10 protein-coding genes are annotated in these 17,223 nt (G+C 52.3%); all 10 read right to left on the reverse strand.

All coding sequences use genetic code 11. The annotated features are described in order from the left end of the window. Positions 1-8: 8 nt before the first annotated feature. The gene (locus DQG23_RS10060; protein WP_113030687.1) at positions 9-1,418 is read right to left on the reverse strand and encodes an extracellular solute-binding protein; all 1,410 of its coding nucleotides are present in this window, start codon (positions 1,416-1,418) and stop codon (positions 9-11) included. A gap of 1,914 nt (positions 1,419-3,332) precedes the next feature. Continuing rightward, entirely contained in the window at positions 3,333-5,069 is a 1,737-nt protein-coding gene (locus DQG23_RS10065; RefSeq protein WP_113030688.1) for an ABC transporter ATP-binding protein, read from the reverse strand. After that, positions 5,038-6,873, reverse strand: a complete 1,836-nt coding sequence (locus tag DQG23_RS10070) for an ABC transporter ATP-binding protein (RefSeq protein ID WP_113030689.1) — start codon at positions 6,871-6,873, stop codon at positions 5,038-5,040. The genes DQG23_RS10065 and DQG23_RS10070 overlap by 32 nt, the downstream gene beginning before the upstream one ends. Before the next feature lie 44 nt (positions 6,874-6,917). After that, positions 6,918-7,481 carry a nitroreductase family protein gene (locus DQG23_RS10075; RefSeq protein WP_113030690.1) on the reverse strand — a complete coding sequence of 188 codons (564 nt, stop codon included), beginning with the start codon at positions 7,479-7,481 and terminating at the stop codon, positions 6,918-6,920. 19 nt (positions 7,482-7,500) lie between these two features. Beyond that, positions 7,501-8,322 (reverse strand): energy-coupling factor transporter transmembrane component T family protein, encoded by an 822-nt coding sequence (locus tag DQG23_RS10080; RefSeq protein WP_113030691.1) that lies wholly within the window; start codon positions 8,320-8,322, stop codon positions 7,501-7,503. After that, a complete protein-coding gene (locus DQG23_RS10085) occupies positions 8,322-10,100 on the reverse strand; it encodes an ABC transporter ATP-binding protein (RefSeq protein ID WP_113030692.1) in 1,779 nt (592 codons plus the stop codon). Before DQG23_RS10085 ends, DQG23_RS10080 begins: the two co-directional genes overlap by 1 nt. A gap of 21 nt (positions 10,101-10,121) precedes the next feature. After that, the gene (locus DQG23_RS10090) at positions 10,122-10,727 is read right to left on the reverse strand and encodes an ECF transporter S component (protein WP_113030693.1); all 606 of its coding nucleotides are present in this window, start codon (positions 10,725-10,727) and stop codon (positions 10,122-10,124) included. A 168-nt stretch (positions 10,728-10,895) separates the two neighbouring features. Further along, the gene (locus DQG23_RS10095) at positions 10,896-11,732 is read right to left on the reverse strand and encodes a helix-turn-helix transcriptional regulator (RefSeq protein ID WP_113030694.1); all 837 of its coding nucleotides are present in this window, start codon (positions 11,730-11,732) and stop codon (positions 10,896-10,898) included. A gap of 555 nt (positions 11,733-12,287) precedes the next feature. Next, entirely contained in the window at positions 12,288-13,169 is an 882-nt protein-coding gene (locus DQG23_RS10100; RefSeq protein ID WP_238177827.1) for a FecCD family ABC transporter permease, read from the reverse strand. A gap of 164 nt (positions 13,170-13,333) precedes the next feature. Continuing rightward, entirely contained in the window at positions 13,334-17,092 is a 3,759-nt protein-coding gene (locus DQG23_RS10105; protein ID WP_113030695.1) for an LAGLIDADG family homing endonuclease, read from the reverse strand. Positions 17,093-17,223: the final 131 nt, after the last annotated feature.

Below are 17,223 nucleotides of genomic sequence, written 5' to 3' on the forward strand. Positions count from 1 at the left end.
ATTGGTCTTTATATACGGAACAGTTCGTCGATCCGTTCGCAAACTTGCTGCGGCTTCTTGATTCCGGCCCAGGCATAGTGCAGCTCGTTGGATATTTGCACAAGTTGCAACGGCTTCAGCCCCATGTCCCACAAAGTCGCGGCAAAAGGCAAAATCTCCCGAAACAAATTGTAGTTATACGGATGAATTTCCGGATTGAGCAAACTGTCATCCTCGGCCACCGACTTCAGCATCGGGATCGTGCATCCATTCTTTTTCAACAAAGTCTGGGCTTCCAGGCCCGTCATAAAATCGACCAATTGTTCAGCCAATGGAACGTTGGAACCTGAATTGTTGACGGCAATTCCGCTGCCCATAAGCAAGGCGCCCTTTTTTCTTTGGCCGAATGCAGGCAGCACCTTCCACTGAAGCTGTCGATTGCGGAATTGGTTCATGTAATAATATGTGGTAAGAATCATCGCGGCGTTCCCTTCGGCGAACAGCTTTTCCGCGAATCTCGGAACGCCATCGGAAAACATGGGAGACACCTTGTGCTTATAAATTAAATCCACGCAAAATTCCAATGCCTCTACAACACGCTCGTGAGTAAACGTCATTTGATTATGTTCACGGGACACCAATTGTCCTTCATTTTGCAACACAAAAAGTTGCCAGCGCTGCATCATAGTAGAGAAACAGAAACCGTATTGCTCGACCATCCCGTCCTGACCTTGCTTGGTGCATTGCAGAGCAATTTCGAGCAGATCGCTCCAGTTTCCCAGCTTCCGCTCCGGGTCTACGCCCGATTCGGCCCATAGTTTTTCATTGCATACCGCCACCACCGGCGAAAAAGCGAACGGCATCGCTCTTAGCTCCTCTCGAAGCGTGAACATGTCGAATACAGCCGGGTAACTGTGCTCCTGCACATCCCGTTCTTCCCTTCGAAAAAGCTTCAGCATGTCCAGCTTGCCGAACCGCTCAAGCGCGCGAATATGCGAATCCGACACATGGAATACATCCGGCCCGCTGTTCATCTCCAGCAGTTGGTTCAGGAATCCGACGTAGTCCCCTTCCGGAAGCGTCATCAATTTCACCCGGATATGAGGATTCCGAGATTCGAAAAGCCCGATTATCTCCTTGATAATCGGCAGTTCATGGGAAGACTCGAACCAGGACAAACAGATCGTTTCCGTTACCTGCTTCGTCTCTCGAGCCCTCACGCGGTTGCCGATCCCTGGAACTTTCTCTATGTACCCGTCTTTCACCAGCTGAGCTAGTGCGTTCCTCACGGAAAAACGGCTCAGATCGTACCGCTCGCTCAATGTATTTTCGGGCAAAGTATAATCGCCCGGCTTCAAGCTGCCGTCCATAATCGCTTCGCGAATATCGTTCTGCAAATCGCTGAATCTTTGTTCAAAAAACGCGCTTCTTCGTCGCAATCACTTTCACCTCTGATTTTATTGCATTGCTCCTAAATTATTACCTGAATCCGTGACCATGCTACACCGAGTCGTTTAAGAATTGCTCGTTTGTGCCCATCATATCAACACGTGAATGCATAATCAACAATTCTGACACAAATTCAAAATATTATCGAATTCCAAACGCGCCGCCGGGACTGGGTTAACTTCCTGCTGAACTACTATTATCCTTTCGACTGGAACAAGGTAGAAGTTCTTTACCAAGGACACTAAACGTGTTTAAAGACAAAGAAGACGGAAAGGATAAGTTGCTTATGGAAAGTCTAAAATTAAGCCTTCAAGAGAGTTTTAAAGTTCGATACGATGGACATGTTGAACTGTCTGTATTTGGATCTATTGAATCTTACTCAAGTCCATTTATTCAAATAGCTGATCTTTTTACCGGCTGTGTCGGATGAAAATTGAACTACCGGGAAACGAACAAGCATAAGGATCTATTAGCTGATTACTTTTTCGAAAAGTTTGAAATTAACAAAGAAACATTCCGGGCAAAAAATCAGATTTTGTAAGTATTCAAATCCCTTAGAAAAATACCATTTTGGCCCACATCAAATTGCCTCCACCCATTTCCAATTGTTCTTCGGGATGAGCCAGCTCTTGACACCTGATAACATTCTTGTTCGTGAATCACATCATCCTCTGCATCATACTTTTGTGTGTTCGGCAATCGGACTATATTCTTGTCACAAATCGGCATTCGGAACATATTCTTGTCATTCGTTTTTGACAAGAATATGTTCCGATAAAAAAGAAAACCCTCTATTTAAGCGGTATTTAATCGGACTATATTTTTGTCACCCGACAGTTTTTTTGTTGTATTTATTTTGATTCTTTTTTCACCTAAGGCTTGTGTCACAAACATTTTTGTTTAGTTTTTTCACTCCGCAGCCTACCATTGTGCATTGCCCTTCTGCCCATACTTCAATAAAACAAGCAGCCGAACATTCTAGCCGGCTGCTTTAGCTATCGTACCCGTTAGCGGAATGACCCAGTACTTAATTCGCAAATCAAGGTTGCCATATTTCCAACAGATTCCCTTCCAAATCAGTAAAACTAAAATTAGGTCCACAAGGTCTACCTTCTGGAATCTCGGTTACGATATTCACCCCGTTTTCCTTGAAACGATTGTACATTTCTTGGATACGAGGAGTAATGAAACAAGCTACGGGTTGTCGATATCCGTTGTCATATGTAAAGCCATAACTTCCTGCAGCTCGCGTTGCCCCTCCTCATCCTCCCATAAGAAAAATAGCGGGTACTTTTTGTCTCATACCGGCTTCTGGGAACTTGCCATTCTGGTCGGGAAATCTCAAAATAGCAATTTCCATCCCCAGGTTTCACTTGATTGTGGGCTGTTGGTTGACACCCCAAGATTTTTTGATACCACTTAATAGACTCTTAAACGTCATTCACCGGGATGTATATACACGTAATTCCGGTGATGTCCTCCATTTTTTCCTCCAATGTAATTTCTTCATTCAGAAGCCTTCGTCAAACAAACCGTCCGAAAGCTCACTTGGCTTATCCTAACATTAGAACACACCTACATCGTCCTAATCCCCTCCCCTAAACAAAGAAGACGCAGCTTTTAAAAAACATACAATCTACTGCTAGTTTCGTGTTTCATTTTTATGAGTGCGTTACACATCGAGTACACGGCTGTTTTGACCGTACGAGCTAAAATAGAACTGTCCCCAAAGGAAACGGCAACAAATAATAGCTGTCCCGCGCGTCTAATCAGAACATGGATATAAACTGCTTTGAACGGGATCAAACAAGTAAGCCTTGAAACGCAAAAGCGCCTTTCAATGAAATCATGTTCTTTGTCACCTGAATAGTCCGAGCGTGCGAGCAACTATCTTATGCGGAGCCTCAATTGGACATTTTCCAGCCTCCTGTTTGTTGCTGCAAATGCCAAAGCCGAGCGTACAAGCCTCGCTGTGCCAGCAAATCCGAATGGGTTCCTTGCTCAATGATACATCCGTTGTCTAACACGACAATGTTATCCGCGTTTTTTACCGTTTTCAGCCTGTGGGCAATCGCGATAACGGTTCTGCCCCTTACCAGCCGATCGATCGCCTGCTGAATTTCCGCTTCGTTCTCCGGATCGAGCGAAGCCGTGGCCTCGTCGAGCAGCACGATCGGCGCATTTTTCAGAATTGCTCGGGCGATGGAGATGCGCTGTTTTTCGCCGCCTGACAAAGTGCTGCCTCCCTCTCCGACTAATGTATCGTATCCGTTCGGCAGTTTTATGATGAAATCGTGACAGCGAGCTTGCCGCGCCGCTTCCTCCACTTCCTGCTGCGTGGCGTTGCTGCGGCCGAATCGGATATTGCCTGCGATCGTGTCCTGAAACAGATAGACGTCTTGAAATACCATGGACACTTTCCGCAGCAAGGCTTCCGGCTCCATTGCCCGTGCATCTTCGCCTCCAAGCAGCACCTTTCCGTCGCCGGGATCGTAGAACCGGGCAATAAGCCGGAGAACGGTGCTCTTGCCGCTGCCCGACGGACCAACCAGCGCAGTGAACGATCCTACCGGCAGCTTCAAGCTTACGTCCTTGATGACAGCCTTGTTTTGATATCCGAATGTCACGTTCTTGAATTCGATATCATGTCTTTCGGGTGGCATTCGATCGCCGGTCATTACGGGCTCCTGCAGCAATTGCACGATCCGCTCGCCCGCTTGCTCGTGATAACGGAACTCCGCATAATTGACCAATGCCGCTGTCAACGGGTCGAAAATCCGCGTCCCTACGATTAGAAACGAAACGAATACGATCACGTCGAGGCTGCCGCCTAACAGGAAGTGGACGCCGACCATGACCATAAACGTGAGGCCTGCGCGAATGAAGGCAATCGCACTCAATACAATGGGACCGAGCAATCCTTCGATCCGTATACTGTGTCTCATCAGTTCTTTGAACGAACGTTCCAGCCTAACGAACCGTTCGCCGGTTAAATTGTACGCCTTGATGACGCGTATGCCGTTCAAGTACTCCTGAAGACGGTTGGCGGCGGCGATCTTGGCCCGCATATGGGCGGCGCCGAGCTTACGCTGGATGCCGGAAGTAAGCAGCACAAGCGCAACCGCGAGCGGAAACGCCGCAAACAACGAAAGCGACATGCGCCAATCAAGAATCGCCAAGCCGGCCAAAGCAAGGATGGGCATCGTTAACGCGCCGATCATCTGCGGCACAAGATGGGAAATGCCATGCTCCACCATCGTAAAATCGCCCATCATCATGTTGGCCAGATCGCCCGGATCGCGTTTGTTCAAATAACCGAGCGGGAGCTTCCGCAAGTGCTCCGCAAGACGGGAGCGGCCATCCGCCGCAGCGCGGTAAGCGCCGCGAAATTGCGAACGGTATGCGGGAATTTCGCAGATATACAAGAGCAGCAGCGAAGCCGCCATACCTCCGCAAACCCACCAAAGCCTCGCCGTATCCAGCGTCCCACCGGTGTGGGCAAACGGCTCGAAAATAAGACGGGCCGCTTCCACCAGCAGCGCGAACGGAATAATCCCGCATAAATTCGCCAGCGTAGTGTACAAAACCGGCTTAACCAGCATTCGAGGGTTACCCGCCGTGATATTGCGAAGCATGTTCATCAGCTTTCCCCCCTTCCCTCTCCATACCGAGCTGCCACCGTTCCGCATCCGTGTATGCTCGCCACATTCTGGCATACAACCCGCCGGCAGCAACCAAATCCCGATGACTTCCACGTTCGAACAATTTCCCATCGTTCAAAACAAGAATTTGATCCGCATCGCGAATCGTTGAAAGCCTGTGAGCGATAACGATTACCGTCTTGCCTTCCATCAACACGTTCAACGCTAGCTGCATTTCATATTCGTTTTCTGGATCGGCAAATGCTGTTGCTTCGTCCAGAACGAGGACCGGAGCATTTTTGAGAATCGCCCGCGCTACGGCTATGCGCTGCTCCTCTCCTCCTGACAAATAAACGCCGCCCTCGCCGATCGGCGTATCGTAGCCGTTTGGGAGCTTGCTTATGAACCCGTGGCATTGAGCGGCTTGCGCCGCAGCGTATACGTCATCCCGTGAAGCGTCCGGCCGACCGACCGCAATATTGTTAAACACCGTATCGTAGAACAGGAACGTCTCTTGGAAAACGAACGCAACGGTATTCATCAAGTCAGGCGCCGCCATGTTCCGAACGTCCACCTTGCCGATTCGAATCGCCCCGTCCTTTACGTCCCAGAATCGCGGCACGAGATTGGCTACTGTCGATTTACCGGCTCCCGAGGGACCGACCAAAGCCGTCACCTGCCCCTGCGCAGCCGTAAACGAAATGCCGGACAACGCATCGCCGCTTGAAGAATCCGTCCCGTAAGAAAAGCAGACGTTATCAAAACAAACCTCGAATGTCTCCGGTCTTTGCGGATGCTCCGGCTCCGGTACGGGCGGCTCCGCGAAGATGCGATCGATACGCTCCACGCCTTCGTTAATATCCCGTAGCGTCGAAGCCATAAACATGATTTTGAACATCGGGGCGGAAACGCCCGGCGCCATGACTAGAAAGAACAGCAGGACCGAAGCGAAAGCGACGCTTCCCGGATCGCGGCTTAGCAGAAATACGCCGACCGGCAGCACGAATGCAGCAAACGAGCCGAGAATCACTTTAAAAATCAAGTAGCCGTTCTGGAACCGGTCGGTATACTTCGCGCAGTAGTCCCGGTAATGAATCATATCGGCATAAAATTTACGGAAAGAATGCACCGTCTGCCCGAATACTTTGACGGCGGGGATGCCGCGCACATATTGGACGGCCGAGCCATTCATCCGTTCCAGCGCATCGTAATACTGCCGGATGTTTTCCTTCGTCTTCGTTCCGGTCATCATCAGCATTTGGATCCCGATACCGAGCAGGATCGGTACGATGCAAGCCAGTGCCAGCCATACGTTCAAATACAACATAACCGTAATCATCAGCGCCGTCGTCACGATTACATGAACGAGATCGGGGAGCTGGTGGGCGACGAAGGTCTCTACCTTTTCTACGTTTTGTTCCAGCGTCTTTTTGACCGCTCCCGTGGAAGTGCCGTTCAGCCAGCCAAGCGGCAGCTTTCCGATATGGGATGAAAGCTTGACGCGCAAGCCGTACAAAATGCGGAATGCGGCCATATGCGACGCCAGCCCTCCCGCATACATCGTCAGCAAGCTGCCGATGAGCCCGAGCAAAGCAACCGTCCCCCACCGGATCATCATGGCGCCGTCGGCTTCGGCAGGGGCAGCGGCATGCTCCAGCAGCTCGCGTAAAATGAAATATACCGATGCATAAGGCACCAGAAGTCCGATGGCACTCAGACCCGATAGTAAACCGGAGACGGCCAGCAGGCCGCGTTTCTCCCCTGCGATTTGCAGCAAACGGGACACGCCTTTTTTTGAACTCATTCGATTCCCCGCCTTTCTCCGGAACAGGCGTTCCGGTTCGAAACTTATAACCAAGACATTTTCCGCTCCGCCGTTGTACGTGCCCTCGGTTTCGGAGCCTGATCGAAATATCCCATGTAGAGCATGCCTGCAATACGTTCATCGCTTCGAATGCCTATCTTCGTGCCAAATGACAGGTTTCCGCACAACGTGTCGTCGATCGACCAGATCATCCCGATTCCCTGCTCCCAACCGAGAAGCTGCAAGTTCTGTATGAGAGCGCAGGCTGCAGCAAAGTCTTCATCCAACTTCAGCTTGTTCTTCTCTTCCTTTACCACGACAAATAATATCGCAGGAATTTGAACTATTTTTTCTTTGTATACGTTTTTGATTTTACCCGGAATCCATTTATACCTTTTCCGCTCCGACAAGGCCTCGATGACCCAATCGGCCAGCTTCTCCTTCGATTCACGCACCGAAGCACCGATAAAGCGCCAAGGTTCCCGCAGTCCGTGGTTAGGCGCCCATACGGCGTCATTCAGCAGCTCAAGTATGGTTGACTCCGCCAATGGCTTGTCGTTAAAGCTGCGGATCGTCCTGCGATTCCGGATTACTTCCGATATGCTCATATTCAGCCCTCCCCTCTCTTCAATCGTAAAGTTTCAAAAAGGATAATCGTCCCATCCATCCGGCTTGATGGACGGCCGCAACCAGCATAGCCATCGTTAGCCAATATGCGGCCAGAAACAGCCAGTCGCGCAGAGCAAACGCATAGTTGCGGAAAAAGGTGCGAGTCCCGGTCGTGCCGAAACCGCGGGCATCCATCGCGTAAGCGGTACGTTCCGCACGGCGAATCGCTGCGGCCAGCAGCGGTACCATATACCGCCGCACTCGTTCCGGCAGGCTGCCGTTACGCCCCCTCCCCGACATGCCTCTCACCCGATGCGCCGCTTGGACCGCTTCAAGCTCACGGCGCAAATCGGGGATGAACCGGAATACGGCAAGCGTCGCGTAACCAAACCGATCGTTAAGCCTACACTGCTGGATCATCGCGCGGATAAGGTCGGAGGAGTCTGTCGTCATCACGAACACAAGCGTAACGCCGAACATCGCGAACAGCCGAAGCGCGGTCGCCGCACCGTATGCAGCGCCTGCTTCATACAGCTTCACAGCGCCAATCGTCAACCATACCGGCGAACCTTCCGTTACCCGAGAACTTGCCAGTAGCGAATAAGTCAGCGCGATGCCGAAGGAGATAACCAGCATCGGGATGCCGCTTCTTACGTATTGCAGCGGAGAAATGCCGCCCAGCACAATCATCAGCGCTCCGTTGACGGCAATAAAAGCAATCGGAATCCACGGGTCGGTGACCAGCGTCAACAAAAGAATCGCCGGCAGAACGGCGACCAGCTTGATAAGCGGATTCAACCGATGGAGCGGAGCACGACGATGCAAATACAATCCCTTCATCAATGCCGTTCTCCTCCCGCCGGGCTCATTCCTGGCGATCCCGGCCGGCGGCTCGTTCGCTGTTCCATTGTGATTGCGGTCTTAGCGCATTCAGGAGGAATCAAGTCGGCAAGCCGGCGGGAAAGCTCTACGGCCGGCGGCCGCTTCAATCCTCCTCGGGCAAGGAGCTGCGGGTCTGAAAACAACCTATCGACCGGACCGCTATAAAGTATCGCTCCACGGGACATTACCGCAGCGTATTCGGCATACTCGGCAACCAGCGTCATATCATGCGTAATCATCATGATGGTTCGACCAGCACTCTGCAGCTCCTTCAGCATCTCCATCAACTCGGCAGTATGGCGCCTATCCTGCCCGAAGGTAGGCTCATCCAGGATGAGGAGCTCCTGACCGACCGCGAGCATGACCGCTACGCTCAGCCTCCGTTTCTGTCCATGGCTGAGATGGAACGGGTGGGAATCCGCATAAGCGGACAAGCCGAAGCGCGACAACAGCCGTTCTACCGTAAGGACCACCTCATTCTTCGACATGCCCAAACTTTTCATCCCAAAAGCAATTTCATCCGAAACCCGCTCGGTCACAAACTGATGCTCAGGATTCTGAAAAACGTAGCCGATCCGATGGGCAAGCTCCTGCGCCGAATATTCCTTGCAATCACGTCCGTCGATATACATAACGCGAGGCCGTACCGGAAGCAAACCGATCAGATGCCTGGCCAACGTCGTTTTACCCGCTCCGTTTTCTCCGGCAAGCGCCCAGAACTCTCCTTTCCGCACTTGCAGGTCGAGCGGCTGCAGCCATCCGCTGCGGAGAGACGGGGAAGAAGTCGGACGGATGTCCAGCAGAATTGGCTGAGGCTCGGGAACGGATTTACCGGCAGACGGCGAGCAAAGTGCCGTGATCGTCCTTTCCATGTCTCCCGCTGGTTTCGAAAGTACGCCCCTCCGTAGCGTTTCGGCCAATTGCTCGATCGTTACCGGCCTGTCGTCGATCGGTATACCCGATCTACTCAGCTTTCTCGCTATTTCCACGGCTTTGGGAACCCAGACCCCAAGTCGCTCGAGTTCTTCCGCCCAATCGAAGAAAACTGTGCCCGGCGATCCGCTGCAAACCAGCTCCCCATTCCGGTCAATGACGGCAACACGATCGACAATCTCCATCAGTTCGTCCAGCTTGTGCTCGATCAGCACGATCGTATGCCGACCCGACGATTTCAATTCCCGCAATACTTCGAACACTTCCCCTGTTCCAGCCGGATCCAGATTGGAAGTCGGTTCGTCGAGCACGAGCACGGCCGGCTTCATCGCAAGAACGGAAGCCAGCGCCAGCCGTTGTTTTTGCCCACCGGAAAGATTGTCGACTTGCGAGCTACGATGAGCGGATAAACCTGTCGAACGCAGCGCTTCAGCGATTCGCCCCTCCATCTCTTCTGACGGTACGCCGGTATTCTCCAATCCGAAAGCGACTTCATCCTCTACACTACTCATGACGGCTTGCGCTTCCGGATCCTGAAACACCATCCCCACCGTTTTGGCCAGCTCCGCGGGTTCCGTTAACCGGGTATCGATACCGTCGATACGCACCGTGCCGCTCATCTCCCCGGCAATGGCGTGCGGAACGAGACCGCACAAGCAAAGCGCAAGGGTACTTTTTCCCGAACCGGAAGGACCTAGCAGCAATACGGTTTCCCCGTCCGCAATCGTCAAACTGAAGCCGTCGCCCATAACCTGCCGATTTCCCGGATACGTAAACGAAACCTTTTCCCATACGACCTTCATGCGTCATGTTCTCCTTCGATTCTAGGTTCTAGAGTGGGAATAACCAGACAGAAGCCCGGTCCGAAGCAGCGAATCGGTCAGACGCTTGCATAACCAGCCGCAAATCGCACCGCTGATTGCACTGGTCGCCAGAATAGCGATTTGGACAGGCAGGGCTAAACCGCCATAACCCGACGGACCGAATTCAAGCAGCGTGTAGACGATACTAAGTACGCACATCCCTATCGCCAAGATAGGGAACGAGTAATGCTTGTAACGGGTAAGGAAAAAGACGAGCTCGGTAAGCAGACCGTTCACCAATGCGCCGAATAAGATCATAATCCCGAATGGCGTCAGAGGTGTCATCACGATGCCTGCGATCGCTTGCGAGATAAAGCCGATCCCTGGCTTTCGTATGATCGACAGCGCCATGAACCCGGACATGAACCAGAAGCCGTTCAATAATCGGGCATAAACAGGTCCAACGGACGCTGAAGCAGCCATAAACGCGTAGGTGATGCCAAGCTGCACAAAAGCGAAAACGACCGCGATCATTCCGGCTACGAGAATATCCTTGGTGTTCCATCTTCCTTTTCTTCGATGTAAAAAGGCGCTTGTTACTTGCTTCGCGGTTGAGTATTCCTTCATGTTTCTTCCTCCAATTGTACGGAAAGTTTCTACATGAGAAAGATTATCATTACCATTGAAAAAAGTCCGCCAAAATACGTCGCTTTTCAGCCAATCGCGGGCGAAAAGCTTCCGAAAATAAAAAAAGAAACAACCTTATTCAAGTTGTTTCTTCGTGCACTTCGATACTTATTCGCCGTTCTTTCTCCACTCGCTCGGATTTAAGCCAAACTTCTCCCGAAATACCGAGGAGAAATGGCTCGGATTGGAATAACCCGTCGCAATGGCCGCTTCATATACGCTGACTTGTTCTTTTTCGAGCATAACGAGCGCACGCTCCATCCGCTTGTCGCGCAAATAGCCGAACACCGTCGTATCGAACAACTCCCGAAAACCCGCTTTCAGCTTGTATTCGCTGAGACCGGCCATCCGCGACAATTCGGGCAAGGTCGGTGGCTCGTCCATCCGCTCGACAAGCAGTTCTGCCGCAGCACGAACGGAATCCAGATCGGTTCGGCCGAGCCTCTTTCCTTTTCGTCGAGATAATTTGATATCGTCGAACAGATGCAGCTGCATATAAGCCGCAAGCAGCTCCATCGCTTTCCCTTCAAAGTACATGTTTCGCAGCGCCGGAACATAAGGGCAGTCCAACAGCTGACGAGCGCGCAGTTGGGCCGACGGCTCCATCGTTTGCTGAAATACGCGAATCGGTTCGGCAGCCATCAGCCGCTTCAACTCCATATTCATGTCGCCGCCAAAAGACTCGACCATCCCCAGAAATACAGACTCCTCCAGCCTGACTTCGCAAGCGAGCATGGCTTCCTCGCCTTCATAATTCATCTTTGCATCCAAATGCCGAGAAAAGGCAAGCTGGCTTTGATTGCCGCTTATGTGAAGGGGCTTGCCCGACATTTCGATATCGCTCTTCCCGCTAAACCAAAAGCTAAGTTCTACCATCGGGATATCGGATTGAAACCCGAGCGTTCTAGACTGATGCAGTCGGCAGTCCGCCACGACGAGTTCCATACCCGGTCGCAGCTTTGTCCGAACAATAGTCCCGCTACCGAAAGACTCGGGAATCCGTATCCGATCTGTAGAAGGAGGATTGTGGTCGTGAACATTCAGAATGTTCAAATAGCTGTTGTAATAACGGTGAAACTCCTCATGATTGTGCGCTTGTATCTAAGCACCTCCCGTAACACAGTGCAGTATCCCCTTTTCACAACCGTACTCCCCTAAACAGATCGGAGGAGAACTGCCGTATCCAGTCTACTTCGGGATTTATAACAATGATATTCATTCTCATTATATAAGATTACCGTACGAAAGAAAATGGACGATAGGGCAAAACTTGCATTTCTCCATTACAGTTGCATTTTGTGTGCTAGACTACTCTGTCCAGACGATCACCCTGCTCGCCATCCCAGCCGACAACCGATCAGTTGTTTCACTTACAAACCACAACGGCACCAGGATATAGCCTGGGTAGATAAATTCCAAGTCCCACAAAAAATTTCGAGTCGCATCCTAGATGCACCGTACCCATAAACCGCATCAAATTTTGTATAAATTGCATCCACGTCAGTTTGCCCTGGATAACAAATACAGAAAATACGGGGTGCTTAGGATCGTTATGACTATACCGGTTGGCACATCAGCGCCAAAGCTGATCGTACGTGTGATTGTATCAGCCAGCAGCACGACAACCGCGCCGATCAACCCTGATACCGGCAACACCCACTTGTGGTTGCTCCCCACCAGCCTGCGCGCCATATGCGGTGCGATCAGACCGACAAAGAAGAAGTTTCCGCCCAGCGATACGCTGCCCGATGCCAGTGCAATCGCCGCGATCGACAGTGACAGAAACTGCGGCTTGACAGCAACACCCAGACCCGTCGCCATCTGATTGCCAAAGTGGAGTGCGTTGAGCATTCGTGATTTATAGAAAATATACAGCGAAAATAACAGTACCCACGGAGCCAAAATCGCCAGATAACGCCACTCGACTCCCCACAAGCTGCCCGCACTCCAGCGCAGCACGAAATTAATCTGGTCCTGATCTAGTTTCATCGTTAACAGGAGTGTCACCGCGCCATAGCCGCTTCCGAGCGCCACACCGGTCAATATCAGACCTGTAGGAGAAAATACTTGTTCTCTTCTATACGCAATTAGAAAAATAAGCGCCGTCGCTGTAAGCCCGCCGATAAAGGCCAGAAGCGGGAGCGCGTATGCAGCGTACGACCCTACTGACGAAAACAATACAATATAGAGCAGCACAAACAAGCCGGAGCCGGCACTGATTCCGAGCGTACCAGGGCTTGCCATATCATTGCGCAGCAACGTCTGCATCACAGCACCGGAAAGGCTCATGCCGATTCCGACCAAAACAGCAAGTACGATCCGCGGCAACCGGAATTCCATCACTACAGTTTGCTGCCGCTCCGTCCCCTCTCCTAACAACACCTACAGCACTTCGAGCGGAGTCAAGCTGATTTTGCCAGAGTTGATGCTCAGCACGGAAAGGGCGGTCATAATTGCTGCCAGACTAATCAGAACATAAAGACTTCGTCGTATCTTCTTTGGTCAGTCATCAGACAGAAAAGCCGAGGTCTCCCCCGGCTTCTCTCTTATGAACACTTGCTATACCCGCAAGTACTGCATGTTTTGCAGCCTTCGGTGTTGATCAGCGATGCCGATCCGCAGGACGGGCAAAGATCCTTGCTCTGCCGCATCGCGATTGCTCCCGCCGCCATAGGCTTAACCGCCGGCTGCTCCTGAGGTGCTGCGAGCGCCGGAGCTTCGGCCGCCGCGGTGACGTACGGCTCGCTGCCGGATACTTCGATGTGCATCTCCAGTGCCTTGGCGACGGCGTCGGCGATCGATTCGACGCGGTTCGGGCCGAAGCCGATTGCGCCGGAGCCGCCGATGCCTTTCAAGTGCTTGACCAGAAGCTGCACTTTGTTGCCGTGATCGCCGTAGCGAAGGAAAAGCGAGCAAACACGGCCGAGCGCCTCGGACATCGCGAATACGTCGGAGCCGGCTTTTCCGACATTCAAGAAGATTTCGCACGGTGTGCCGTTCAAATCGTTAATCGTAATATACGCCATCCCGAACGGCGTGTTCAGCTTATAGGTCGCGCCGCGCAGTACGGACGGACGGCTTTTGTACTGTTTGTCGAACACCGGCTCGGCCGGAACCGCTTGGGTCGATGCCAGAACCTCCGCGGAATGCTCGGCGGCGAGCATCGCCGTACCGGCATTTTGCTCATCGGCAGCATTGTCGACTGGCGTTTCTGCCGCTTCCGTTTGCGCTTCCTTTGCGTCTTCTTTCTTCTCGGTCTGAAGCACCTGCACGTCCCTGCTGCCGTCGCGGTAAATCGTAACGCCCTTGCAGCCTAGATCGAAAGCAAGCTCATAAAGGCGCTTCGTCTCTTCAACCGTGAAATCCGCCGGGCAGTTGGCCGTCTTCGAGATCGAGCTGTCGACCCATTTTTGAATGGCGGCTTGTGCTCGAATATGATCTTCTGCGGACAAGTCCATCGCGGTCACGAAGTGCGGCGGCAGCGATTCGCCCGGATGCTTCTCCATCCATTCCTGTGCGATCGGCACGAATTGCTTGTCGAAGCCGAGACGGCTTTGACGGTAATATTCGAATGCAAAATACGGCTCGATACCGGTCGACGTGCCGACCATCGTTCCCGTGCTGCCTGTCGGCGCTTGCGTGATGACGGTGACGTTCCGCATGCCGTTGGCGCGAATCGCTTCGCCCACTTCCGGGAAGGCGTCGGTCATATGCTTCATGAAGCCGCTTTGCAGGAACGGCTCGGTCTCGAATTTCAGGAACGAACCTTTCTCCGCCGCTATTTCCGCCGATGCCAGATACGCTTCCTTGGCCATAAAGCCGTACAGCTTATCTAGGAATTCAAGCGATTCCGGGCTGCCGTAGCGCACCTCCAGCTTGATCATCAGCTCCGCCAGACCCATGGTACCTAACCCGACACGACGCTCGTTTTTCTGATTCCGCTCGTTCTCTTCAAAATGATACGGCGTTCTATCGATGACATTATCGAGGAAGCGCACCGAGTGACGCACGGTTTGCCCAAGTTCGTCCCATGCGACCTCGTGACGCTCAGCATCGTAAAACTTCGACAAGTTTACGGCCGAAAGGTTGCAAACGCCCCAAGGAGGCAGGCCTTGCTCGCCGCAGTTATGAACGACAAATCCGTTCGCGACTAGCGAATGCGTAACGGGCTCCGTAACATCGTATACGACGACTTCTTCGCCACCCTCTATTTGGACGACTTGCGAATGGAACTTTTCGCTTTTTCTCGACATTCTGGCGATCCGCTCCAGCGCTTCCTGCTTGCGGGAAACGAGGCCGAAACCGACTTGCTCTTTGAACGTCAACAAATTGTTGCCGCTTATGATGAGCTCATAAAACTCGTGCGACTCGTAAACCTTTACGTCGCCGTCCATCGTTTCATAAGTGAATAACGCTTGGTTTTGTTTGGTTCTTAAATAGATCTTTCCGTGGATGCCAAGATTGAGCAGTAGCTGCTGCACGTCTTGGAGCAGTTTTTTGGACGACGAAGCAAGGCGAACGGTACGATGCATCTCGTCGTTCTCGTAAACCGTTCCGTCTGCGCTGAACAGTCCCTGCAAGAAGGCGGCCACCGTTTCCTTGGTCGATGTAAAGATCGCGGCAGGCACTTCCTTCTCGAAAGCGCGCACTGCTTTAACACCGAGCTCCTTCAAACGTTCGACAAACGCTTTGCGCCACCAGTTTAATTGGAACGTCCCGTTCTCGCGTTCATAAACTTTCCCTTCGACTCCGGTGAGTTCTTTACCGATCTCGACCATCCGCGGGATGACCTCCGCATCGTCGCGTCCGAAAACCATGCCTACGTCCCCGCGCTTGGACAACCAGCCGTCGCCTGTCAACCAGCCCAAGTAGTGGCCCCATGCTTCGCCAAGCTCGTCGCGCGCCGCAAATCTGCCTTCGCCGGATTGAATGTAAACGTAATCGTCAGGCGTAAGGTCCTTCGCTTCTTTCCAGCCCTTATCCGTAAAAATGCGATGATCCCGCGTAACCTTCAGCTCCATGCCGTTATTCAGAGTGACGCGAACCGTCTTTTTGCGCCCCGTCGGAAACACCGTAGCCGTCCGCATAACCGTACCCGGCACCTCATAAGAACGGCCGTTAACAACCTGCATTTGGTTCACCAAACGCGAGTCGGTTGCAGTAAGAAAGGTTTGCCGTCCCATTTGCTTATATAAATCTTCGATCCGAATCAGTCCGAACTCGGTTGAAATTCGCGTATCCGGATGGAAGCACGGATTCGTCGCAATAATCGGATTGAAATACCAGCTATTAGACATCTCATTGTAATACTCCATAAAAACGACGCCGGGTTCGGCCGATTTCCATGCCGATTCGATGATCGTGTGCCAGACGTCGCGGGCGCGCACCGTTCTGACGACTTTAACCGGCTTGCCGAGCTCTTTCCACTTGTTCAGGTTGCCGTCCCAAAGCTCGTCGTACTCCGGATCGGTCGTGTCCGGGAAAACAAGATCCCAGTCTCCGTCTTCCTTGACCGCCTTCATAAAGGCATTGCTGACGCAAACCGACAAGTTCGCGTTCGTAATTTGCCCCATCGTTTGTTTGACGGTAATAAAATCCTGCACGTCAGGGTGCCAGTCGTTCATCATGAGCATCAAGGCCCCTCGCCGGCTTCCTCCCTGCTCGATCAAACCCGTGGCATAACTGAACAAGCCGCCCCAGGAAACGGCGCCGCTCGACGACCCGTTCACGCCGTGCACGATCGCCCTGCGCGGACGAAGCGACGAAAGGTTGATGCCGACACCGCCGCCGCGCGCCATAATTTCGGTCATTTCGGTCAGGGTGATCATAATTCCGCCGCGGCTGTCCTTCGGAGAAGGGATGACATAACAATTGAACAGCGTCAATTCGTCGCTGGCTCCAGCGCCGGCAGCGATACGTCCGCCCGGAACGAGCTTCCAATCGTCAAGCAGCCGGCGAAATTTATCCGTCCATTCCTGCTGCTTTTCGGGTGTCGCTTCTACCGATGCCATCGCTGCAGCCAGTCTGCTCCAAAGCTGCTCCGGCGTATATTCCTTATTAAGCGTCAGCTTTTCGATCGTCGATTCGACAATGTCGCCGCTGCGGAGTTTTACCTTTACGCGCTGCCCGTCGCGTTCGATCACTTCGCCGACTTCCTTGGCCGGAAACTTCGGGTCGTCCTTCGTCAGTACGAGCACGGTATCACCGACGACTGTATGTGTAGTATCCGGATTTTTCAGGGCATACCGGTCCAAAAATATTTTTTCGCTGAGTCCTTCAAGCCGAGTTCGTTGCGCCGTTTCCACTTGCATGACCTCCAATACGGGATTAAATGGTTTGTCTTCAATCATCCGCACATAACCATTATCTGTTATCGTTCACAGAAAAAACCGCCGGCAAGGATAAAATCGAATTCGAACGATCACGTCTTAGGACA

This window comes from Paenibacillus contaminans (assembly GCF_003285015.1).
In the GTDB taxonomy this organism is placed as follows: domain Bacteria; phylum Bacillota; class Bacilli; order Paenibacillales; family NBRC-103111; genus Paenibacillus_V; species Paenibacillus_V contaminans.

Excerpts from the sequence above, each read along its gene's own strand:
- DQG23_RS10090 (WP_113030693.1), bottom strand. The coding sequence starts at position 10,727 with ATGAAGGAATACTCAACCGCGAAGCAAGTAACAAGCGCCTTTTTACAT.
- DQG23_RS10075 (WP_113030690.1), bottom strand. The coding sequence starts at position 7,481 with ATGAGCATATCGGAAGTAATCCGGAATCGCAGGACGATCCGCAGCTTT.
- DQG23_RS10085 (WP_113030692.1), bottom strand. The coding sequence starts at position 10,100 with ATGAAGGTCGTATGGGAAAAGGTTTCGTTTACGTATCCGGGAAATCGG.
- DQG23_RS10065 (WP_113030688.1), bottom strand. The coding sequence starts at position 5,069 with ATGAACATGCTTCGCAATATCACGGCGGGTAACCCTCGAATGCTGGTT.
- DQG23_RS10095 (WP_113030694.1), bottom strand. The coding sequence starts at position 11,732 with ATGGAACTCGTCGTGGCGGACTGCCGACTGCATCAGTCTAGAACGCTC.
- DQG23_RS10070 (WP_113030689.1), bottom strand. The coding sequence starts at position 6,873 with ATGAGTTCAAAAAAAGGCGTGTCCCGTTTGCTGCAAATCGCAGGGGAG.
- DQG23_RS10080 (WP_113030691.1), bottom strand. The coding sequence starts at position 8,322 with ATGAAGGGATTGTATTTGCATCGTCGTGCTCCGCTCCATCGGTTGAAT.